This is a genomic window from Roseobacter sp. OBYS 0001, from assembly GCF_019654895.1.
GTDB classification, from domain to species: domain Bacteria; phylum Pseudomonadota; class Alphaproteobacteria; order Rhodobacterales; family Rhodobacteraceae; genus Roseobacter; species Roseobacter litoralis.
On record NZ_BPES01000019.1, the window covers coordinates 1 to 17,911 of the forward strand.

17 protein-coding genes and 1 riboswitch are annotated in these 17,911 nt (G+C 59.4%); of the genes, 8 read left to right on the top strand and 9 right to left on the bottom strand.

The window, feature by feature from the left end:
- Positions 1–583 precede the first annotated feature (583 nt).
- Both K5Q35_RS21445 and K5Q35_RS21450 read right to left on the bottom strand, forming a co-directional pair.
- The gene (locus K5Q35_RS21445) at positions 584–1,054 is read right to left on the bottom strand and encodes a DUF2938 domain-containing protein (protein ID WP_220801300.1); all 471 of its coding nucleotides are present in this window, start codon (positions 1,052–1,054) and stop codon (positions 584–586) included.
- Positions 1,055–1,136: 82 nt separating this feature from the next.
- Entirely contained in the window at positions 1,137–1,526 is a 390-nt protein-coding gene (locus tag K5Q35_RS21450) for a BrnA antitoxin family protein (protein WP_220801301.1), read from the bottom strand.
- Positions 1,527–1,703: 177 nt separating this feature from the next.
- Between K5Q35_RS21450 and K5Q35_RS21455 the strand changes: the two genes are divergently transcribed.
- Together K5Q35_RS21455 and K5Q35_RS21460 are read left to right on the top strand one after the other, a co-directional pair.
- Positions 1,704–2,231: a lipocalin family protein gene (locus K5Q35_RS21455; protein ID WP_220801302.1), complete on the top strand. Its 528-nt coding sequence runs from the start codon at positions 1,704–1,706 to the stop codon at positions 2,229–2,231.
- A gap of 525 nt (positions 2,232–2,756) precedes the next feature.
- Complete coding sequence (locus tag K5Q35_RS21460) at positions 2,757–2,963, top strand: cold-shock protein (protein WP_013963380.1); 207 nt, start codon at positions 2,757–2,759, stop codon at positions 2,961–2,963.
- Positions 2,964–3,039: 76 nt separating this feature from the next.
- Here K5Q35_RS21460 and K5Q35_RS21465 read toward each other — a convergent pair whose 3' ends face one another.
- Positions 3,040–3,303 (bottom strand): hypothetical protein, encoded by a 264-nt coding sequence (locus K5Q35_RS21465; RefSeq protein ID WP_148264391.1) that lies wholly within the window; start codon positions 3,301–3,303, stop codon positions 3,040–3,042.
- Positions 3,304–3,711: 408 nt separating this feature from the next.
- Here K5Q35_RS21465 and K5Q35_RS21470 point away from each other — a divergent pair, with 408 nt between their 5' ends.
- Entirely contained in the window at positions 3,712–4,176 is a 465-nt protein-coding gene (locus K5Q35_RS21470) for a hypothetical protein (protein ID WP_220801303.1), read from the top strand.
- Positions 4,177–4,555: 379 nt separating this feature from the next.
- Entirely contained in the window at positions 4,556–4,762 is a 207-nt protein-coding gene (locus K5Q35_RS21475; protein WP_013963384.1) for a cold-shock protein, read from the top strand.
- Between the two features lie 62 nt (positions 4,763–4,824).
- Here K5Q35_RS21475 and K5Q35_RS21480 read toward each other — a convergent pair whose 3' ends face one another.
- On the bottom strand, positions 4,825–5,463 hold the full coding sequence (locus tag K5Q35_RS21480; RefSeq protein WP_220801304.1) for an arylesterase: 639 nt from the start codon (positions 5,461–5,463) through the stop codon (positions 4,825–4,827).
- 51 nt (positions 5,464–5,514) lie between these two features.
- Between K5Q35_RS21480 and K5Q35_RS21485 the strand changes: the two genes are divergently transcribed.
- Positions 5,515–6,204 carry an ABC transporter ATP-binding protein gene (locus K5Q35_RS21485; RefSeq protein WP_220801305.1) on the top strand — a complete coding sequence of 230 codons (690 nt, stop codon included), beginning with the start codon at positions 5,515–5,517 and terminating at the stop codon, positions 6,202–6,204.
- Positions 6,201–8,717: an ABC transporter permease gene (locus K5Q35_RS21490; protein WP_220801306.1), complete on the top strand. Its 2,517-nt coding sequence runs from the start codon at positions 6,201–6,203 to the stop codon at positions 8,715–8,717. The genes K5Q35_RS21485 and K5Q35_RS21490 overlap by 4 nt, the downstream gene beginning before the upstream one ends.
- Positions 8,718–8,763: 46 nt before the next feature.
- On the opposite strand, the gene gcvP is transcribed toward K5Q35_RS21490, so the two are convergent.
- Genes gcvP through gcvT form a run of 3 tightly spaced genes read right to left on the bottom strand, consistent with a single transcriptional unit; the run spans position 8,764 to position 13,166 of the window.
- The gene (gene gcvP / locus K5Q35_RS21495; RefSeq protein WP_220801307.1) at positions 8,764–11,613 is read right to left on the bottom strand and encodes an aminomethyl-transferring glycine dehydrogenase; all 2,850 of its coding nucleotides are present in this window, start codon (positions 11,611–11,613) and stop codon (positions 8,764–8,766) included.
- Between the two features lie 51 nt (positions 11,614–11,664).
- Positions 11,665–12,024, bottom strand: coding sequence for a glycine cleavage system protein GcvH (gene gcvH, locus K5Q35_RS21500; RefSeq protein ID WP_013963389.1), 360 nt, complete (start codon positions 12,022–12,024; stop codon positions 11,665–11,667).
- A gap of 17 nt (positions 12,025–12,041) precedes the next feature.
- Positions 12,042–13,166 carry a glycine cleavage system aminomethyltransferase GcvT gene (gene gcvT, locus K5Q35_RS21505; protein WP_220801308.1) on the bottom strand — a complete coding sequence of 375 codons (1,125 nt, stop codon included), beginning with the start codon at positions 13,164–13,166 and terminating at the stop codon, positions 12,042–12,044.
- A 155-nt stretch (positions 13,167–13,321) separates the two neighbouring features.
- Positions 13,322–13,410, bottom strand: a riboswitch (glycine riboswitch).
- A 96-nt stretch (positions 13,411–13,506) separates the two neighbouring features.
- Between gcvT and K5Q35_RS21510 the strand changes: the two genes are divergently transcribed.
- On the top strand, positions 13,507–14,097 hold the full coding sequence (locus K5Q35_RS21510) for a gamma-glutamylcyclotransferase family protein (protein ID WP_220801309.1): 591 nt from the start codon (positions 13,507–13,509) through the stop codon (positions 14,095–14,097).
- On the opposite strand, the gene K5Q35_RS21515 is transcribed toward K5Q35_RS21510, so the two are convergent.
- Both K5Q35_RS21515 and gltX read right to left on the bottom strand, forming a co-directional pair.
- Positions 14,044–15,450: an MATE family efflux transporter gene (locus K5Q35_RS21515; protein ID WP_220801310.1), complete on the bottom strand. Its 1,407-nt coding sequence runs from the start codon at positions 15,448–15,450 to the stop codon at positions 14,044–14,046. The genes K5Q35_RS21510 and K5Q35_RS21515 overlap by 54 nt on opposite strands.
- An 18-nt stretch (positions 15,451–15,468) precedes the next feature.
- Entirely contained in the window at positions 15,469–16,794 is a 1,326-nt protein-coding gene (gene gltX, locus K5Q35_RS21520) for a glutamate--tRNA ligase (RefSeq protein WP_013963393.1), read from the bottom strand.
- 176 nt (positions 16,795–16,970) lie between these two features.
- Here gltX and K5Q35_RS21525 point away from each other — a divergent pair, with 176 nt between their 5' ends.
- Positions 16,971–17,900, top strand: a complete 930-nt coding sequence (locus tag K5Q35_RS21525) for an MBL fold metallo-hydrolase (RefSeq protein ID WP_013963394.1) — start codon at positions 16,971–16,973, stop codon at positions 17,898–17,900.
- The last annotated feature ends 11 nt before the right edge of the window (positions 17,901–17,911 follow it).

A 17,911-nucleotide genomic window follows, 5' to 3' on the forward strand; every position in this document is an offset into this window, starting at 1 on the left:
CCAAAACCCGAACAGAGCTAACGTAAATTAGCGGACTCAAAGGGGAGCAGGTCAACAGCAAGCTGTACGAAGCATACCAAACGATGGCCTTAGCATTCGACCAAAAAGCGAAACACATTGATCACACCAGCGGCGGACGCCCAGAGACGCCAAGTGGACCAGGAGATGCGCCCATGCCTGATCTGACTACGAACGAAAGTAACAAAGTCGACGAGGTAATGAACAAACTCAAACCCGGCGTCTATCGCTAATCCGGCGCGTGTAACTTTAACCCCAAACGGACCTTAGACTTCAGTGTGTGATAAACATCATCGGCTTTCTCTTACACTGCCCCCTCAATCGAAGCCGCCGGCACCATTAGTGCCGCGCTGACCGAACGTCTTTTCATGTGCTCCTCGAACCATTAAGCGCCAATCTAGAGCACCTGCTTTTGTTGAAAACTCAGGCCGATCTTGCGCCCTAAGTCAAAAACGCCATTTGCGCTGCAGCCTTGCAACGTCCTACCGATCCTGCGCACCGCGATTGAGGGCGCTAACGCCGACGATATGGCATGGGTCTCCACCGAAACCCGTACGACCAAAACTCAAACCATCGCCCCGACCCAAAGACCCGCGCCAAAGACCGTGTGTGCTGCAAGGCCAAGCGCTCGCGCGCGCCACGGCGCGGGTGTTTTGGAGGCGGCGATCCCGGCCCCCATGGCCGGTTGCATCAGGAACCAGCCAAAGCCGATCATCACAATCGAAAACACCCATGCGGGCAAAAACGTAGGCTCCGCCAGCCAGCCCGGCCCCATCAGCACCGCCAGCGCCACGCCGTAAATCACCCCCACCGCATAATGAAACGCCCAGCCGATCTGCACCTCGCGCGGCATAGGGGCCACAGCGCCAATATCGTCGTGAAACACGCGGCCCTGCGCGACCTGCACAACCCAGCGCCCCGCACGGCCCCAGTTGGACAGGGGCAGACCGGCCAGCCGGTTCAGCAGCAGCCCCCAAAGGTCCATGGCAGCGGTTGCCACCAGCCCCATCACGATACCCTCTGTCATTATAGTCATCTTTGCGCCTCGCCCACGGGTCCAGAGGCGTTCTTTCAGGTTGCGCCTGATTTGACCAGCCCCGCCTGAGGGCCAGCCCCCTTCAGGGATCCTCGCGCATGCCGGGGCCCCATCCGGGCCTGACGCCGCTCTCCTGCTCTGCGGCGATGATCCGCGCGCGGCGGTTGCCCAGCGCGGTCTCCTCCTCCATCAGCCCCGCCATCTTCATCGCGAGCCATGTGTTCAGAATGCGGTTGATCCGCCCCTGATAGCCCTGCCCCATGGCGCGGAACATCTTGGCCACGGATTGATCGAGGTACAGCGTCGTCTTCACCTTCGGCTCGTGGCAATCAATATCTGCCTCGATCATGTGCCATGCGTCCGGCACCTCTTCGCGCAGCGCACGCAGCGGCAGCGTGTCTTCATCCGCGCGCCACAGGTGGTACATCAAACGGCGGCGGGCGATGTGCTCGGTTTTTGTCAGGCGCGGCATGGGTCGTCTCCTTTGAGCGCAAGCCTGCCAGAGCAGCGTTATCAAAGGCTGAGCCCTGCGTACGCCGCGCACCGACGTGATACCGACGTTATACCGACGGGGAACCGATGCCGCTTTGGGCTGTCGCAAGAACGCCCTTTACGCTAGACCTTGGGCACCCAACGAGACGGAGTTTCCATGCCTTTCAGACTTGCCTTATGCGCGCTCATCCTGCTGACCGCCTGCGGGACACAGTATCGCGACACCGACGCGCCGATCAGCGCGCAGGCCGACTTTGACGCGGCGCGCTATCTGGGCACATGGTATGAGATCGCCCGCTACCCCGTGCCCTTTCAGGAAGGGTGCACCGCGACCACGGCCACCTACCAAGCCATTGATGATCAAAGAATTTCCGTGCAGAACCAGTGCCGGCAGGGCGATCCCACCGGACCGCTTGACCAGATCAAAGGGACTGCTCGCGTCGTTGCACCGGGGCAGCTGACCGTCCAGTTTTACACGGTCCCCTTCCTGCGCGCGCCCTATTGGGTCTTATGGGTCGATGAGAGCTACCAGACTGCCGTCGTGGGCGTACCAAACGGGCGCGCCGGCTGGATTCTCGCCCGCAGCCCACAAATAGCGCCCGAAACGCGCGCCATGGCGAATGATATCCTGCGTCAAAACGGCTATGATCCCGACGCGCTGATTGAGACGCTGCATGCACCGTAATCGCTTGTTTTATCGTTGAATTCTGCGGGCCAGGCCCTCGCATACGCACCGAAGCCCCGCTTTGCCGCGTAGCCTGCCAGCGCACCTCCCCGGCTGCGACAACACGCTCCCCGACACAGGAACGCAAAAAACGAGCCGGTACATGACCGGCCCGTTGAGTTGAAAAGACATCGCGGAGGAAGAGAGCCGCGTGCCCGCCGAATGAACATGTAACCCATCACACCGCCCTGACGCAGCACGAGAGCAACACTGTTCACCGCTAAGAAAGCACGGGGGCACGGATGCGTCTGTGAACAACTTCACACAGCACGATTGCAAGGGCGCGACGAAAGCAGACTGCCAACGGTTGCGCTGCCTGCGTACGGCGTCAGGTTGCATTTTTGACAAAATTCTGCTATGGTTTACGCGCACAACACGTCTTCTTCGACCTGCTCTCCATGTAACGGCGCTCAGAATTCGATACAGATACACTGCGCCAGGTTATCGCACGAACGCGGATAGCATTCTATATAGGAGACACGGGAAATGGCCACAGGCACCGTGAAATGGTTTAACACAACAAAAGGCTTCGGCTTTATCGCACCCGATGGCGGATCAAAGGACGTTTTCGTTCATATTTCGGCGGTCGAGCGCGCTGGTCTCACAGGACTGGCCGATAATCAAAAGGTAACTTTTGATATTGAAGATGGACGCGACGGGCGCCAATCCGCAACGAATATCGCATTGGCCTGACCACAAGCACCTTCCGCAAAAAAAGTCGGCAATTCCATGCCGACTTTCCCATACAAACCGCGATTGCTGCACGAATTTAGAGCAGAACCTGCCACACCAGCAAGCTAGGGGCCAGCAACGCAAAGCCGATGCAGAACAGCTTGGCAAAGTGGCTTACTTTTCCAAACAAGCCACCGCCTGTCGCGCCTTCACCATAGCCAACCACTGCGGCCATTACGGCGTAACCACGCGCAACGCGCCGCGTCTGAGCGTGCTGCAATCCCTTCAGGGCAACCTCATTGACCTGCCGTTGGCGTTCATGTTCTTCCAAGTGATTCTCAAGATTTTCCATGTTGGTCATGTTAACGTAGACGCTCCCGACTTAAAGTTTAGGGTTCAAGATGGGGCCAAAATGACCAAAGTCCAGACCGCAAACTGAAAAATTAATTTGGCCGCGCACCGCAGTGAGCGCTTTGCATATTTCCACTACCCTCGCATAGTTTAAATGCATGAAAAAGCCTTTAATAACATGATATCAAACCGGCCATGATGATACAGGAAAGTAATTCAACCGAAGGGTGTTTACCGACAACCGACGTCCTTGTGCATTTCGGCCCGCGACCAGCAAAGCGTGTGACGTCTCAAATTTTAGCAAAGCGTTAACCACTGCACGCCATTACTGCCGCTGTTAACTGCTTGTTCATATTTACGCAGCTTTAATGCTTAACGGGTGGCGGGCGCCGAAATAGAGATTGTATCGGAGCCTACAATGACAGCAGTTTCACTTATCAATCCATATGCACCGCAGCCAGCGACCGGTGCAAATCTGGATGGCAACACAGTTTCAGGGCAGGCAGCTGTGCCAGTGTCCACGACATCAAACAGCGCGGATGCGGGCCTTGCATCAGATCAATCCGGGCAAGGCGCCGGAAACGGCACAGGCACCGGCGGCGCACATCTCACCGGCCTTTTGAAGCGCGCTCGTGATGATATGCAGGTGCAGTATCCGTCGCCAAAATCCGTGGTAGAAGCACAATCAGAAAGCGACCCTGCCACGGTTTTCCTCGCGCAAAAGGCCGAGCGGGTAGCGCAGGCGACCGCCTCTGATGCCGCGCGCGCCGAAGAGCAGGCCCGTGCCGCAAAAGAAGAGATGGAGCAGGCTGCCAAACCTGAATACAAAATGCCCAACCCTCTGCCGACAGCCCCAATCCTGATGGATGAGGATGGCGAATGACCTCTGATCGCCCGGCCTGAATGTCGCTCGTCGCATTCGGACCGGGCCCCTCGAACCAATCGGTTTTGCCGACGACACCCTGCCGTCGTGATTCTAAGTCAAGGCCAAGAAATCATTGATGCATTCGGATGCCCATCAACCGACATGAACCGGAAAAACGCTATCTCAGCGGGAACTTGCCCATTAACCAGATTTTTCGCTATGCCTTAAAGAAATAACTTGAAATTGATCGACAAAAAACCAACTTTTTGCCCGTGACGCGAGAATTAAACGACCACTGCTGCTTTCGGCCTGCCTGAAACGACACTGTTTATCAATTGATTTTGGCTGAACCGCGCTGCCGCATCCCGCGGGCAGGTTTTCTTTAGGAGACACGGATATGGCTTCAGGCACCGTGAAATGGTTCAACACCACAAAAGGCTATGGCTTTATCGCGCCAGACAATGGCGGGAAGGACATTTTTGTCCATATTTCCGCGGTTGAGCGGGCAGGTCTGACCGGACTGGCCGACAACCAGAAAGTGACGTTTGAAATTGAAACAAGCCGCGATGGCCGCGAAAGCGCCAGCGATCTTGCAATTGCGTAAAGCAGACTTCTAGCGGGTCATTCGGGCGCTTTCCGGCGCCCGTTTTCTTTTTGCAGCGGGGCCTATCGCGATCCGGCTTGTGTCACCAGTTCCGCCACATCCGGCCCGAGCGCCTCAACGATGCGCGCAACTCCACCTGCGTTCGGGTGAATTCCGTCAGGCTGCATCAATGTCCTGACGCTCGCCGGATCGCCCCCGACAACGGACAGCCCTTCAAAAAAATCCGCCGCATGTAAAACGCCGAATTCCGACGCAAGTTCCGGATAAATGGCGTCAAATTCAGCTTTGAAATCCGGGCCAAAATTACCCGGGGCCTGCATTCCCACCAGCAACACCTCGACATTCTGCGCTGCCGCAGCCTCCAGAATTCCAGTGATATTGCGACGGCTTTCGGCCGGGTCAATCCCACGCAAAAGATCATTGCCTCCCAAGGCCACGATCATCGCATCCACCTCCGGTGTGAGTGTCCAAGCCACCCGCGACAACCCGCCAGCAGTTGTGTCGCCCGAGACACCTGCATTGATCACCCGCGCCGCGATGCCTTGCGTGTCCAGCCAATCCTGCAATTGCGGCACGAAACCCTCCTCCTGCACCAGCCCATACCCCTGCGTCAGGCTATCGCCCAAGGCCGCAATCACAACGCCGTCCGCAGCGCCCCACGTTGGAAAACAAACGACAAAACATCCTATTAACTTGCGCATTCTGATCCAAGCTCCATATGCCAGAGGGAAGTCAACAACCTGTGGTACCTCATGTCTGACCCCATCTACAGCCTCACAAATGCAGCATTGTCACTGGATGGCAATGCAGGGCCTGTGGAAATTCTGCGCTCGATTAGCTTTGAGGTCCACAAAGGTGAAAGCCTTGGGCTGATCGGGCCATCCGGGTCCGGGAAGTCTTCGCTGTTGATGCTGATGGGCGGGCTGGAACGGCCCACGGGGGGGCGCGTCACGGCTTTGGGTCATGATCTGGGCGACATGAACGAAGACGCGCTGGCCCGTTTCCGGCGCGCGCATATGGGCGTGGTGTTTCAGTCCTTTCACCTGATCCCGACAATGACGGCACTGGAAAATGTGGCAACGCCGCTGGAACTTGCCGCCGATCCCGAAGCCTATGACAAGGCGCGCGCGGAACTCGATGTGGTGGGCCTTGCCCATCGCGCCGACCACTATCCGGCGCAGATGTCGGGCGGGGAACAGCAACGTGTGGCGCTGGCACGCGCCGCCGCACCGCGCCCTGATATCCTGCTGGCGGATGAACCCACAGGCAACCTCGACGGGGCAAATGGGGCGGCCATCATCGACTTGCTGTTCGGGTTGCGCGACCGGCACGGCGCGACGCTCATCCTCGTGACCCATAGCACCACGCTGGCGAACCGTTGTGATCGGATTATACGCCTGTCCGACGGACAGATTGACCCGATGGAACAGGCAGCACAATGAGCCTGGCGGTCGCAGCGCGGTTTGCCCGGCGTGAATTGCGCGGTGGCTTGCAGGGGTTTCGCATCTTTCTGGCCTGTCTGGCACTGGGTGTGGCCGCGATTGCCGCCATAGGCACCGTGCGCGTCAGCATTGAGGCTGGTCTGGCCCGCGAAGGAGCAGCACTGCTCGGCGGGGACGCAGAGCTTGATTTCACCTACCGCTTTGCATCAGAGGACGAACGCGCATGGATGCAAAACGCCGCCCGCGCTGTCTCGGAAATCGCCGATTTTCGCTCCATGGCGGTCGTCGGTGACAGCCGCGCGCTGACGCAAATCAAGGCGGTCGATAGCGCCTATCCCCTTATCGGGACCGTGGGGCTGGAGCCGCAGATATCGATTGGTGACGCGTTGGGCACCCACGGGGATTTGCCCGGCGCGGTGATGGAACGTGTCCTGATGGACCGTCTCGACCTGTCCGTTGGGGATCGCTTTGCGCTTGGCACACAGGAATTTCACCTCTCCGCCGTGCTGACCCGCGAACCGGATGGGGCTGCGGGTGGCTTTGCCCTCGGGCCGCGCACCATCGTCTTGACCACGAGCCTTGAAAACTCGTCCCTGCTGGCCCCCGGCACGCTCTTTTCCACCAAATACCGACTGGCGGTAGACCCCGGCAAAGACCTTGAGCAGCTCAAAACCGAGGCCGCCCTCACGTTTGCCGAAACCGGCGTGCGCTGGACCGACGCGCGCAACGGCGCGCCGGGCATCTCGGAATTCGTGGACCGCCTCGGCGCATTCCTCGTGCTGATCGGGCTGTCGGGCCTTGCCGTCGGGGGTGTGGGCGTGTCGTCGGCCGTGCAGGCCTATCTGTCGCAAAAGACCAGCGTGATCGCCACCTTGCGCACCCTTGGTGCAGAACGCAAAACGATATTCCTGACGTATTTTCTGCAGATCGGTGCGCTTTCGGTCCTCGGCGTTATGCTGGGCCTCCTCCTCGGGGCGCTGATCCCTGTTGCTCTCGCCCCGCTGATTGCTGCGCAATTGCCCATCCCCGCCGCATTCGCCATCTACCCCGCCCCCTTGTTTGAAGCGGCGGTTTACGGGCTGTTGACCGCATTCATTTTTACTCTTTGGCCCCTCGCACGCGCCGAGGAAGTCCGCGCCGCCACCCTGTTTCGCGACGCGCTCAGCACCGGCCAGAAACTGCCGGCCCCCCGCTATATCGCGATCACGTTGCTGGCGCTTGCAGTGCTCTTGGGCGTGGCCGGGTGGTTCTCGGGCACATGGTGGCTGACGCTGCTGACCGCCGGGGGTATCGCGGGCGCACTGGTGCTGCTGACCGGGGCCGCATTCCTGATCCGGGTTCTGTCGAAACGGGGCAAGGCCCTGTCACGCGGCAAGCCAAGGCTCCGCTGGGCGTTGTCGGCCATTTCTGGCCCCAAGGAAGGTGCCACCTCGGTCGTCCTGTCGCTGGGCCTTGGGCTGTCAGTCCTTGCAGCGGTGGGGCAGATTGATGGCAACCTGCGCAATGCCATCACGGGCAACCTGCCCGACGTCGCGCCAAGCTATTTCTTTGTCGACATCCAGAAAGACCAGATAGATGGATACACCGACAGGCTGGAAAGCGACCCCGCCGTCAGCCGCATTCAATCCGCCCCGATGCTGCGCGGGATCATCACCCGGATCAATGGGGCGCCTGCGGCAGAAACATCCGGGGACCATTGGGTCTTGCAGGGCGACCGTGGCGTGACCTATTCCGCTGCCATGCCCGAAAACACGCGGCTGACAGCCGGGGAATGGTGGGCCGATGACTATAGCGGGCCGCCCCTGATCAGCTTTGCCGCCGAAGAGGCCGAAGAGATGGGGCTGCGCCTTGGCGATACGATGACGATCAATATTCTGGGGCGCGACATCACAGGCACGCTCGCCAGTTTCCGGGAGGTTGATTTTTCCACCGCAGGCATCGGTTTCATCCTCGCCATGAACCCCAGTGCATTGGCAGGCGCACCGCATAGCTCCATCTCAACCGTCTATGCCGAAGAAACGGCGGAGGCTGAAATCCTGCGTGACCTTGCCTCGCGCTACCCCAATATCACCGCAATACGCGTGCGCGATGCCATCGACCGGGTCGCGGATGCGCTTGGTGGCTTGGCGACGGCCACCTCTTACGGTGCCGCCGCGACGCTGCTGACAGGGTTTCTGGTGCTGATCGGCGCTGCTGCTGCCGGAACGCGGGCGCGGGTCTATGAAGCCGCCATTCTGAAAACGCTGGGGGCCTCGCGCCGCTCCATTCTGGCAAGCTTCGCCTTGAGATCGGCGCTGCTGGGCGGTGGCGCGGGGCTTGTAGCGCTGGCTGCTGGGGTGCTGGGCGGCTGGGTGGTCAGCGTCTATATCCTCGACACATCCTTTATCGTGATCTGGCCCTCTGCGATTGGCATCGTGCTCGGCGGTATTCTTACCACCACGCTGGCGGGGCTGGCTTTTGCCTGGACCCCACTGAATGCCAAACCCTCGCGCGTCCTGCGCGCGCTGGAATGACATAGCCGCAGCTCCCACCCCGCGCCATTGTCAAAGCAGCCAGCCGCTACTCCGCAGCTTCCGCATAGTCTTCCATGGGCGGGCAGGTACAAACCAGATGCCGATCACCGAACACATTGTCGACCCGGTTGACCGGCGGCCAGTATTTGTCCACGCGGAACGCGCCCGGCGGGAAACACCCCTGATCGCGGCTGTAGGGGCGCTCCCAATCGCTGACGAGGTCTTCGACAGTGTGGGGCGCGTTTTTCAGCGGGTTGTTCGCGGCGTCCATGCGGCCTGCCTCAATCTCGGCAATCTCGGCGCGGATGGCGAGCATGGCATCACAGAACCGGTCCAGCTCTGCCTTGGTTTCGCTCTCGGTTGGCTCAACCATCAACGTTCCTGAAACAGGCCAGCTCATCGTTGGCGCATGGAACCCGCAGTCGATCAGACGTTTTGCAATGTCTTCGACGCTCACCCCGGCAGATTTTTCAAAGGGGCGCACATCAAGCACGCATTCATGCGCCACCCGTCCCGTCGGCCCGCGGTAGAGCACGTCAAACGCGCCCTCAAGACGTTTGGCGATGTAATTTGCGTTCAGGATCGCAACCCGCGTCGCTTGCGTCAGGCCATCCCCGCCCATCATCAGGCAATAGGCCCAGCTGATCGGCAACAACGAAGGCGACCCGAATGGCGCTGCCGAAACAGCCCCTTTCCCCCCGCCGGTCATCTCATGCCCCGGCAAGAAAGGCGCAAGATGGGATTTGACGCCAATCGGTCCCATGCCCGGCCCACCGCCGCCATGCGGGATACAAAAGGTCTTGTGCAGGTTCAAATGGCTCACGTCCCCGCCCAGATCGCCCGGACGGCTCAGCCCCACCATCGCGTTCATATTCGCCCCGTCGATATAGACCTGACCGCCGTGCTGATGGGTGATCCGTGTAACCTCGGTCACGGTCTCTTCGAACACCCCATGGGTGGAGGGATAGGTGATCATGCAGCCTGCAAGGTTGTCGGCATGGTGCTCGGCCTTGGCGGCAAAATCTGCCATGTCGATATCGCCATTGTCCGCCGATTTGATCGGCACGACAGTCCAGCCCACCATCTGGGCCGACGCAGGATTGGTGCCATGCGCGCTCATCGGGATCAGGCAGATGTTGCGATGCGCCTCCCCATTCGCGCGGTGATAGCCCGCAATGCTCAGCAGTCCGGCGTATTCCCCCTGCGCGCCGGAATTCGGCTGCATCGAAATCTGGTCATAGCCGGTGATCTGGCACAGCTTGGCGCTCAGATCGTCAATCATCTCTGTATAGCCTTTGGCCTGATCCACCGGCGCAAAGGGATGCAGCAGCGAAAAATCGCGCCAGCTGACCGGCATCATCTCTGCCGCAGAATTCAGTTTCATCGTACAGGAGCCCAGCGGGATCATCGCCCGGTCAAGCGCCAGATCCCGATCAGACAGGCGACGCATGTAGCGCATCATCTCGGTCTCAGCCCGGTTCATGTGAAAGATCGGGTGCGTCAGATAGTCGGACGTGCGCAGCATTTCTTCGGGGAAACGGTAGTCGGGCCGAAAATCATTATCGGCCCGCGTAATGCCAAAGGCGCGCCAGACCGCCTCAAGCGTATCCGGACGGCAGCGTTCATTTAGGCTGATGCCCACACGGGTTTCCCCCACGCGCCGCAGGTTGATCCCTTCATCCACCGCCGATTTCATCACCGCCGCCTGCAACGGCCCCACGTCCACCGTGATCGTGTCGAAAAACGCTTGCGGGTCGACAGTGAACCCTGCCTCTTCCAGCCCTTTTGCAAGGCGCACGGCCTTTCGGTGGATGCGCTGCGCGATGGCGCGCAAGCCTTCGGGTCCGTGGAAAACCGCATACATGGAGGCCATGACCGCCAACAGCGCCTGTGCCGTGCAGACATTGGACGTGGCCTTTTCGCGCCGAATGTGTTGCTCGCGCGTTTGCAGCGACAACCGGTAGGCTCGGTGCCCGTGACTATCGACCGAAACGCCGACAATCCGCCCCGGCATGGCGCGTTTATACGCATCCCGGCAGGCCATATAGGCCGCATGCGGCCCGCCATAGCCCTCGGGCACCCCAAACCGCTGGGTTGAGCCGACGGCGATATCCGCGCCCATGGCGCCGGGTTCTTTCAACAGCGTCAGCGCCAGTGGATCAGCAGATACAACACCGATCGCCTTATGGGCATGCAACGCCGCCATATGGTCGGTGAAATCGTTCACATGACCATAGGTGCCGGGATACTGAAAGATCGCGCCAAAGACGGCTTCGGCGTCCATCTTGTCAGGGTTGCCGACGATAATCTCAATGCCCAAGGGGGCGGCGCGGGTTTGCATTACGGCGATGTTCTGCGGGTGGCAATCCCGATCCACAAAGAACGCCTTGGACTTGGATTTCGACACCCGCTGCGCCATGGTCATCGCCTCGGCACAGGCGGTGGCCTCATCCAGAAGGGATGCGTTGGCGACCTCAAGCCCGGTCAGATCGGAAACCATGGTCTGGAAGTTTAAAAGCGCTTCGAGGCGGCCTTGCGAAATCTCGGGCTGATAGGGGGTATAGGCTGTATACCACGCCGGGTTTTCAAGGATGTTGCGCTGGATCGCGGGCGGTGTGACCGTGCCATAGTATCCCTGCCCGATCAGCGACGTCAGCACCTCGTTCTTCGACGCGACCCGGCGCAAATGCTCCAGCACCTCACGTTCCGACATCGCCTTGCCAAAGGCCAATGGCTCTTTCTGGCGGATCGCTGCGGGCAGCGTATCATCCATCAGCGCATCAAGGTTCGCGGCACCCGTCACCTCCAGCATCTGCGTCATTTCCGCAGGGGATGGGCCAATATGGCGCCGGTTGGCAAAATCATAGGGCAGATAGTCTATCGGCGTGAAACTCATGGGGTCATTCTCTTTCTGCTGGCAGGGGTCATGCGCATCGGGTGCAGCAGTTCAGGCGATAAACGCCTGATACCCTGCTTCATCCATGAAATCGTCCATCTGGGATGGGTCGCTGGCTTTCATCTTGAAAAACCATGCCTCTCCCTGCGGGTCTTCATTGACCGCACCGGGATTGTCCGCCAGCGCCGTATTCACCTCAGTAATCTCGCCATCAATCGGGGCCAGAATATCACTGGCCGCCTTGACGCTTTCGATCACAACGACTTCTTCGTCCTTGCTGACAGTTGTGCCCTCTTCGGGCAGTTCCAGAAACACCACATCGCCCAATTGTTCGGCGGCATGTGTCGTAATTCCCACGATGATCTCGTCACCTTCGGGGCGCAACCATTCGTGCTCTTCTGTGAATTTCATAATCTGTTTCCTTTTTTCTAACGTTTAAAACCTGCTGGGACAAACGGCAGGTCAACGACCTCGACGCCCATGCGCTTGCCGCGCACCTCGCCCCAAAGCGCGGTGCCGATGTTGGCAAAATCGGTATCGACATATCCCATGGCAATCGGCCCCTGCACTGACGGGCCAAAACCGCCCGAGGTGACCGACCCGATCTGCGCGCCCCCTTCGGCGGTAGCAAAAAGCGCCACGCCCTGACGCATGGGCGCGCGTCCTTCGGGGCGCAATCCGACCCGTTTTGTCGCCGGGCCCCCCGCCATTTCGTCAAAAATCGCTTCACTGCCGGGAAAGCCGCCAGCGCGCGCGCCGCCCTGACGCCGCACTTTCTGAATGGCCCAAGACAACCCGGCACCAACCGGACCTGTCGCGGCATCGATATCATTGCCATAAAGGCACAAGCCCGCTTCCAGCCGCAGGGAATCCCGCGCCCCAAGTCCGATGGGTGCTACCTCTGCGTCGTTAATAAGCCGCCGCGCCAGAGAGACCGCTTCGTCCGCTTGTACGGAGATTTCAAATCCGTCCTCACCAGTATAGCCAGATCGGGAGGCCCAGACCGCATGTCCGCATAACGACAACTCGCATGTGTCCATGAAGCGCATCGCTTCGGCCCGCTCATCCAGAGACGTGATCACACTGCCCGCCGCCGGACCCTGCAAAGCAATCAAGGCCCGGTCGCTCAGTTCGCTCAGGGTGATGTCATCCGGCAAACCCGCGCGCATCAGGGCCAGATCAGCGTCCTTGCAGCCCGCATTTATCACCACGAACAACGAATCGCCGCGGCGCGCAAACATCAGATCATCCTCGATGCCGCCTGCCTCATTGGTGAAAAAGCCATAGCGTTGCCGCCCATCCGCAAGACCGAGCACATCCATCGGGACCAAAGCCTCAAAGGCAAGCGCAACCGCTTCCCAGGACGGGCCGGACAATAGGACCTGCCCCATATGGCTGACATCAAAAAGCCCTGCATGGCCGCGCGTGTGCAGATGCTCTTTCATGACCCCCATCGGATATTGAACAGGCATCTCGTACCCTGCAAAAGGCACCATTTTCGCACTCAGCTCTGCATGTAACTCAAAAAGTGGCGTCCGCTTCTGATCTGCCATCCGGTCCCCTTAATCGTCGCCGGTGCTGCATGAAGCAATACAACGGCATTCCGCGCGCAGCTCCGAGACCTGCGCCTGAATGCCCCCTCTGTCTTTTCGCCTGAGATCGTTATCCCTTCGGCGGATGCGTCCTGCGCATCTCTCTCCAGAGTTCTTACACCACGACGGTCCTTTGGCCTGAGAGTTTCCGGGGCGGTTGCTCCTTCGGCACCAGCATTTATGCCGGTTCTCCCGTAGTGGATGACGTCACGCTATGCCGCCCCATGTGTGTTGGTCAAGTCCCCTTGTGAAGCAGCGATACCCATGATTGACTGTGCGGGGTAACACCAAAGAGACATAGATGAACGACCCCTACTTCTTTGGCTACGGCAGCCTTGTGAACACAAAAAGCCACGACTATCCGAACCCGCAGCCCGCAACACTGCGCGGATGGCGCAGGGCATGGGTTGCAACGCCCCGCTACGGTGTTGTTCTGCTGACTGGCGTGCCAGCACCGGGCCATAGTATCGACGGGCTGATCGCCCATGTCCCGGGCGCGGATTGGGCGGCCCTTGATGCGCGCGAGGGCGGGTATGCCCGCCTGCAGGCCTCACGCGATGTTGATCACGACCTCTCACACGAACCCGAGATCGCAGTCTATGCCGTGGCCCCGGAGGATATGACAGACAACAAAAGCCACAGCATTCTGCTCAGCTATCTTGATGTCGTTGTTCAGGGGTTCCACGAGGTTTATGGCGCATCCGGTGTGCAGCATTTCTTTGACACAACCGACAACTGGCATACACCTATCCTCAATGACCGCGACGACCCGATCTATCCGCGCCACCAGAGACTGACAAGGGCACAAACCGCTCTGGTCGATGAGAATCTTGATCGTCTATCGGCGCAGGTACAAGAGCGACATGAGGCGGCCCTGCCTCCCAAATTCTGAGGGTTTCGCCTCTGCTGCGGCGATTTCCTGAGGCGCACGCGCGATCACACGCCGCGCAAGCCACCATGCAAGCACACCAAAGATCACACCACCCACGGCCTGCCCGACCAAAACGCCCTGCGCTCCGAAAAAGCTGGACCCCAACAGCACCAGAGGGATCATGCCTACAGTATTGCGCCCCCAATTAAGGAAGGTCGAATAGAATGGATGCCCCAGATTGTTAAATGTCGCATTGGCCACGAACAAAACGCCGTTGAAAAAGAACAGCAGCGACAGCGGCCCGCAAAACAAAAAGACAAGATCACGCGTGACCCCCGTTGCCATAAACAGATCCGCAATCGGATCGCGCAGCGCAAACAGCACAGATGACACAACTACGATGACAAGCCCCGTAAACAGCAAGGCAGATGTCAGGCCGGATTGCACACGTTCAAAGTTGCGCGCGCCGTAATTCTGCCCAAGGATCGGCCCGACAGCACCTGATAGTGCAAAGATCACGCCGAACGCCAGCGGGCTGAGACGCCCGACAATCGCCATCCCGGCAACCGCCATCTCGCCGAAATCGGCCATGGCGCGGGTCACAATGGCTTGCCCCACTGGAGTGGCAAGCTGTGTCAGAATCGCGGGAAAGGCAATGGCGGCAATCGGCGGGAGATCCCGCAACAAACCGCGCGAACGCGGCCGCCCGACCCCGCCATAGTGCCGGATAATCGGCATCAGCGCTGTGACCGCAATGACAATGCGCGCCGCAACCGACGCCAATGCGGCACCGGTCAATTCAAGATCGAGGCCAAAGATCAGGATCGGGTCCAGCACCGCGTTGACCAAACCGCCGTAAATCGTCGCCATCATCGCCCGGCGGGCATCACCATGCGCGCGCAGGATCGCCCCGCCCATCATGCCAATCATCAGGAATGGCAGGCTTGGCACAACAATTCGCAAATACTGCACCGCAAGGTCAGCCGTGCGCCCCTTTGCCCCCAGCAGGTCCACAATCGGGGCAAGGTTCATCCAGACCAGCGCTGCAAATGCGGTGCCGAAGACGACCCCATAGGTCAGCGCGTGGGTCTTGCGCTCTGACGCGAGCGCCGCATCACCTGCACCAAGGGCGCGCGCCACCAGTGCCCCCGCGGCAATCGCCATCCCAATCCCGAAAGACGTGGTAAAAAACAGCACCGTCGCCGCATACCCCACGGCGGCGGCCAGTTCGGCCTTTCCCAACATCGCGATAAAAATCATGTCGATGAAATCAACGGCGAAAATCGCCATTAACCCCACGGATGAAGTCAGGGACATCACCGATATGTGGCGAAACAGGCTCCCCTTGAGAAACTTCGCCTGTGCCTCAGCCATACGCTAAAGGCGAACAGCTCATTCGCGGGCCTTAACGGTTTGCAACAAGGGCATGAGCATCGACATGTCCGGCCCGTGGCTTTGACCGGTCAGAGCTTTGCGCAGCGGCATGAACAACCCGCGCCCTTTACGCCCGGTTTTTTCTTTCACGGCACCGGTCCATGTGCCCCAAGTCGTCGCATCAAAAGCGCCGTCCGGCAAAAGCGCCAGCGCATCGGCGACAAATTCGCGGTCTTCGTCGTCGATCTGCGGTTCTGCACCATCGCGCATCATCACCCACCATGGGGCAATGTCCTTGAGCGTGGTGATATTCTCGCGCGTCACGTCCCAGAACTGTGCGGCCATGTCGTCAGGGACGCCCGCCGCAGATATCTCCTCTGCAACATCCGCCAGAGACAAGCCCGCCAGATAGCGCGCAGTCAGTGGATAAAGGTCGTCGGCATCGAATTTGGTCGGCGCCGAGCCAAAGCGCGATATGTCAAAGCCCTCGATCAGGTCTGCCATGTCGGTGTGCAACTCGACCGGGTCGCTGGAGCCAAGCCGCGCCATCAGGCTGAGCAGTGCAGCAGGTTGAACACCGCTTTCACGCAGATCACGCAGCGCCAGCGTGCCCAGACGTTTGGACAAAGCCTCGCCCTGCGGGCCGGTCAGCAACGAGTGATGCGCAAATGCAGGAACCGTGCCGCCAAGCGCGTTGATGATCTGAATTTGTGTCGCGGTATTGGTTACATGATCCGAACCGCGCACCACATTCGTGACGCCCATCTCCGTGTCATCGACCACCGAAGCCAGCGTGTACAGGATTTGACCATCGCCGCGAATAAGCACCGGGTCGGATACAGAAGCCGCATCAATCGAGATGTCCCCCAGAATGCCATCCGCCCATTCGATCCGCTCGCGGTCCAGTTTAAACCGCCACACACCTGCACCACGCTCAGTGCGCAAGGCGTCTTTTTCGGCATCCGACAATGCCAGTGCGGCCCTGTCATAAACGGGCGGCTTGCCCATATTCAGCTGTTTCTTGCGCTTGAGATCCAGTTCGGTCGGTGTTTCGAACGCTTCGTAAAACCGTCCCATGTCCCGCAATTTGTCAGCGGCATCAGCGTATTGGTCAAGGCGCAGCGATTGACGCTCGATGCGATCCCAGTGCAGGCCGAGCCATTCAAGGTCCTGCTTGATCCCGTCTACATATTCTTCTTTCGACCTTTCCGGATCGGTGTCGTCAATCCGCAGGATGAACGTTCCGCCCGCTTTGCGCGCAATCAGGTAATTCATCAAAGCCGTGCGCAGGTTACCGATATGGATGTAGCCTGTGGGCGACGGGGCGAAACGGGTGGTGGTCATTTGCTGTCTCCTGTTGGCGCGGTGTTGTCACAGGGCCATGTATTTGTCCAGCAACCCGGTACAGCGCCTCTGTCAACTTCTACGCGAAATTGTGAAGGTCATTCCATGCGAAAACAATGGCCCCCGCGACATTCTGCCCTATATCTGGGATCAATGACAAAACCGGGAGAACCTTGATGTCGCACACCCCTAAAATTTCACGCCGCGCTGCACTGGCCAGTGCTGCCGCCTTGCCGCTTGCTGCCGCTACGGTCGGGACCAGCTATGCAGCGGCTCCAATCACTGGCGCGCAAATGTCGCCGTTCCAACGGCTCAAGGTCGGCGGGTTTGATGTCACCACGCTGTTGGCCGGCACCGTGCCGCGCGATGATCCGCACAGCATTTTTGGCCTGAACGTGGACAAAGAGACCTTTGACAGCGTCTCCGCCGCTGCAAACCTGCCCACCGACAAGGCGCAGTTTTTCTTTACACCAACCGTGGTTAATACCGGCAGTGAATTGGTGTTGTTTGACACCGGCCTCTCCGGCGTTGGCACGGTTGCAGCACTCGAAGCGGCTGGCTACACTGCGGATCAGATTGATGTGGTCGTTTTGACCCACATGCACGGCGATCATATTGGCGGCATGACGCTTGAGGATGGCAGCCCGACCTTCACCAATGCGCGTTATGTGACCGGGCGCGTCGAATATGACGCATGGGCCGCACAAGACAATGACCGCTTTAAATCCAAGGTTGTTCCCTTCGCCGAGAAGATGACCTTTCTTGAAGATGGTGGTTCAGTTGCCTCAGGGCTGACGGCAATGGGCGCGTTCGGTCACACGCCCGGTCATATGAATTATATGGTCGAAAGCGAAGGTACGCAGATTTACCTCGGTGCGGATTTCGCCAACCACTACATCTGGTCCCTCGGGCATCCGGATTGGGAAGTGAAATTCGACATGGATAAACCGGCCGCCGCCGCGATGCGCCGCAAAATTCTGGACATGCTTGCCGCCGATAAAGTCGCATTTGTGGGCTATCACATGCCATGGCCCGGCGTCGGTTATGTCGAAACCAAGGACAGCGGGTTCACTTATGTGCCCCACAGCTACCAACTGATGCTTTGAGCCAATTGCAG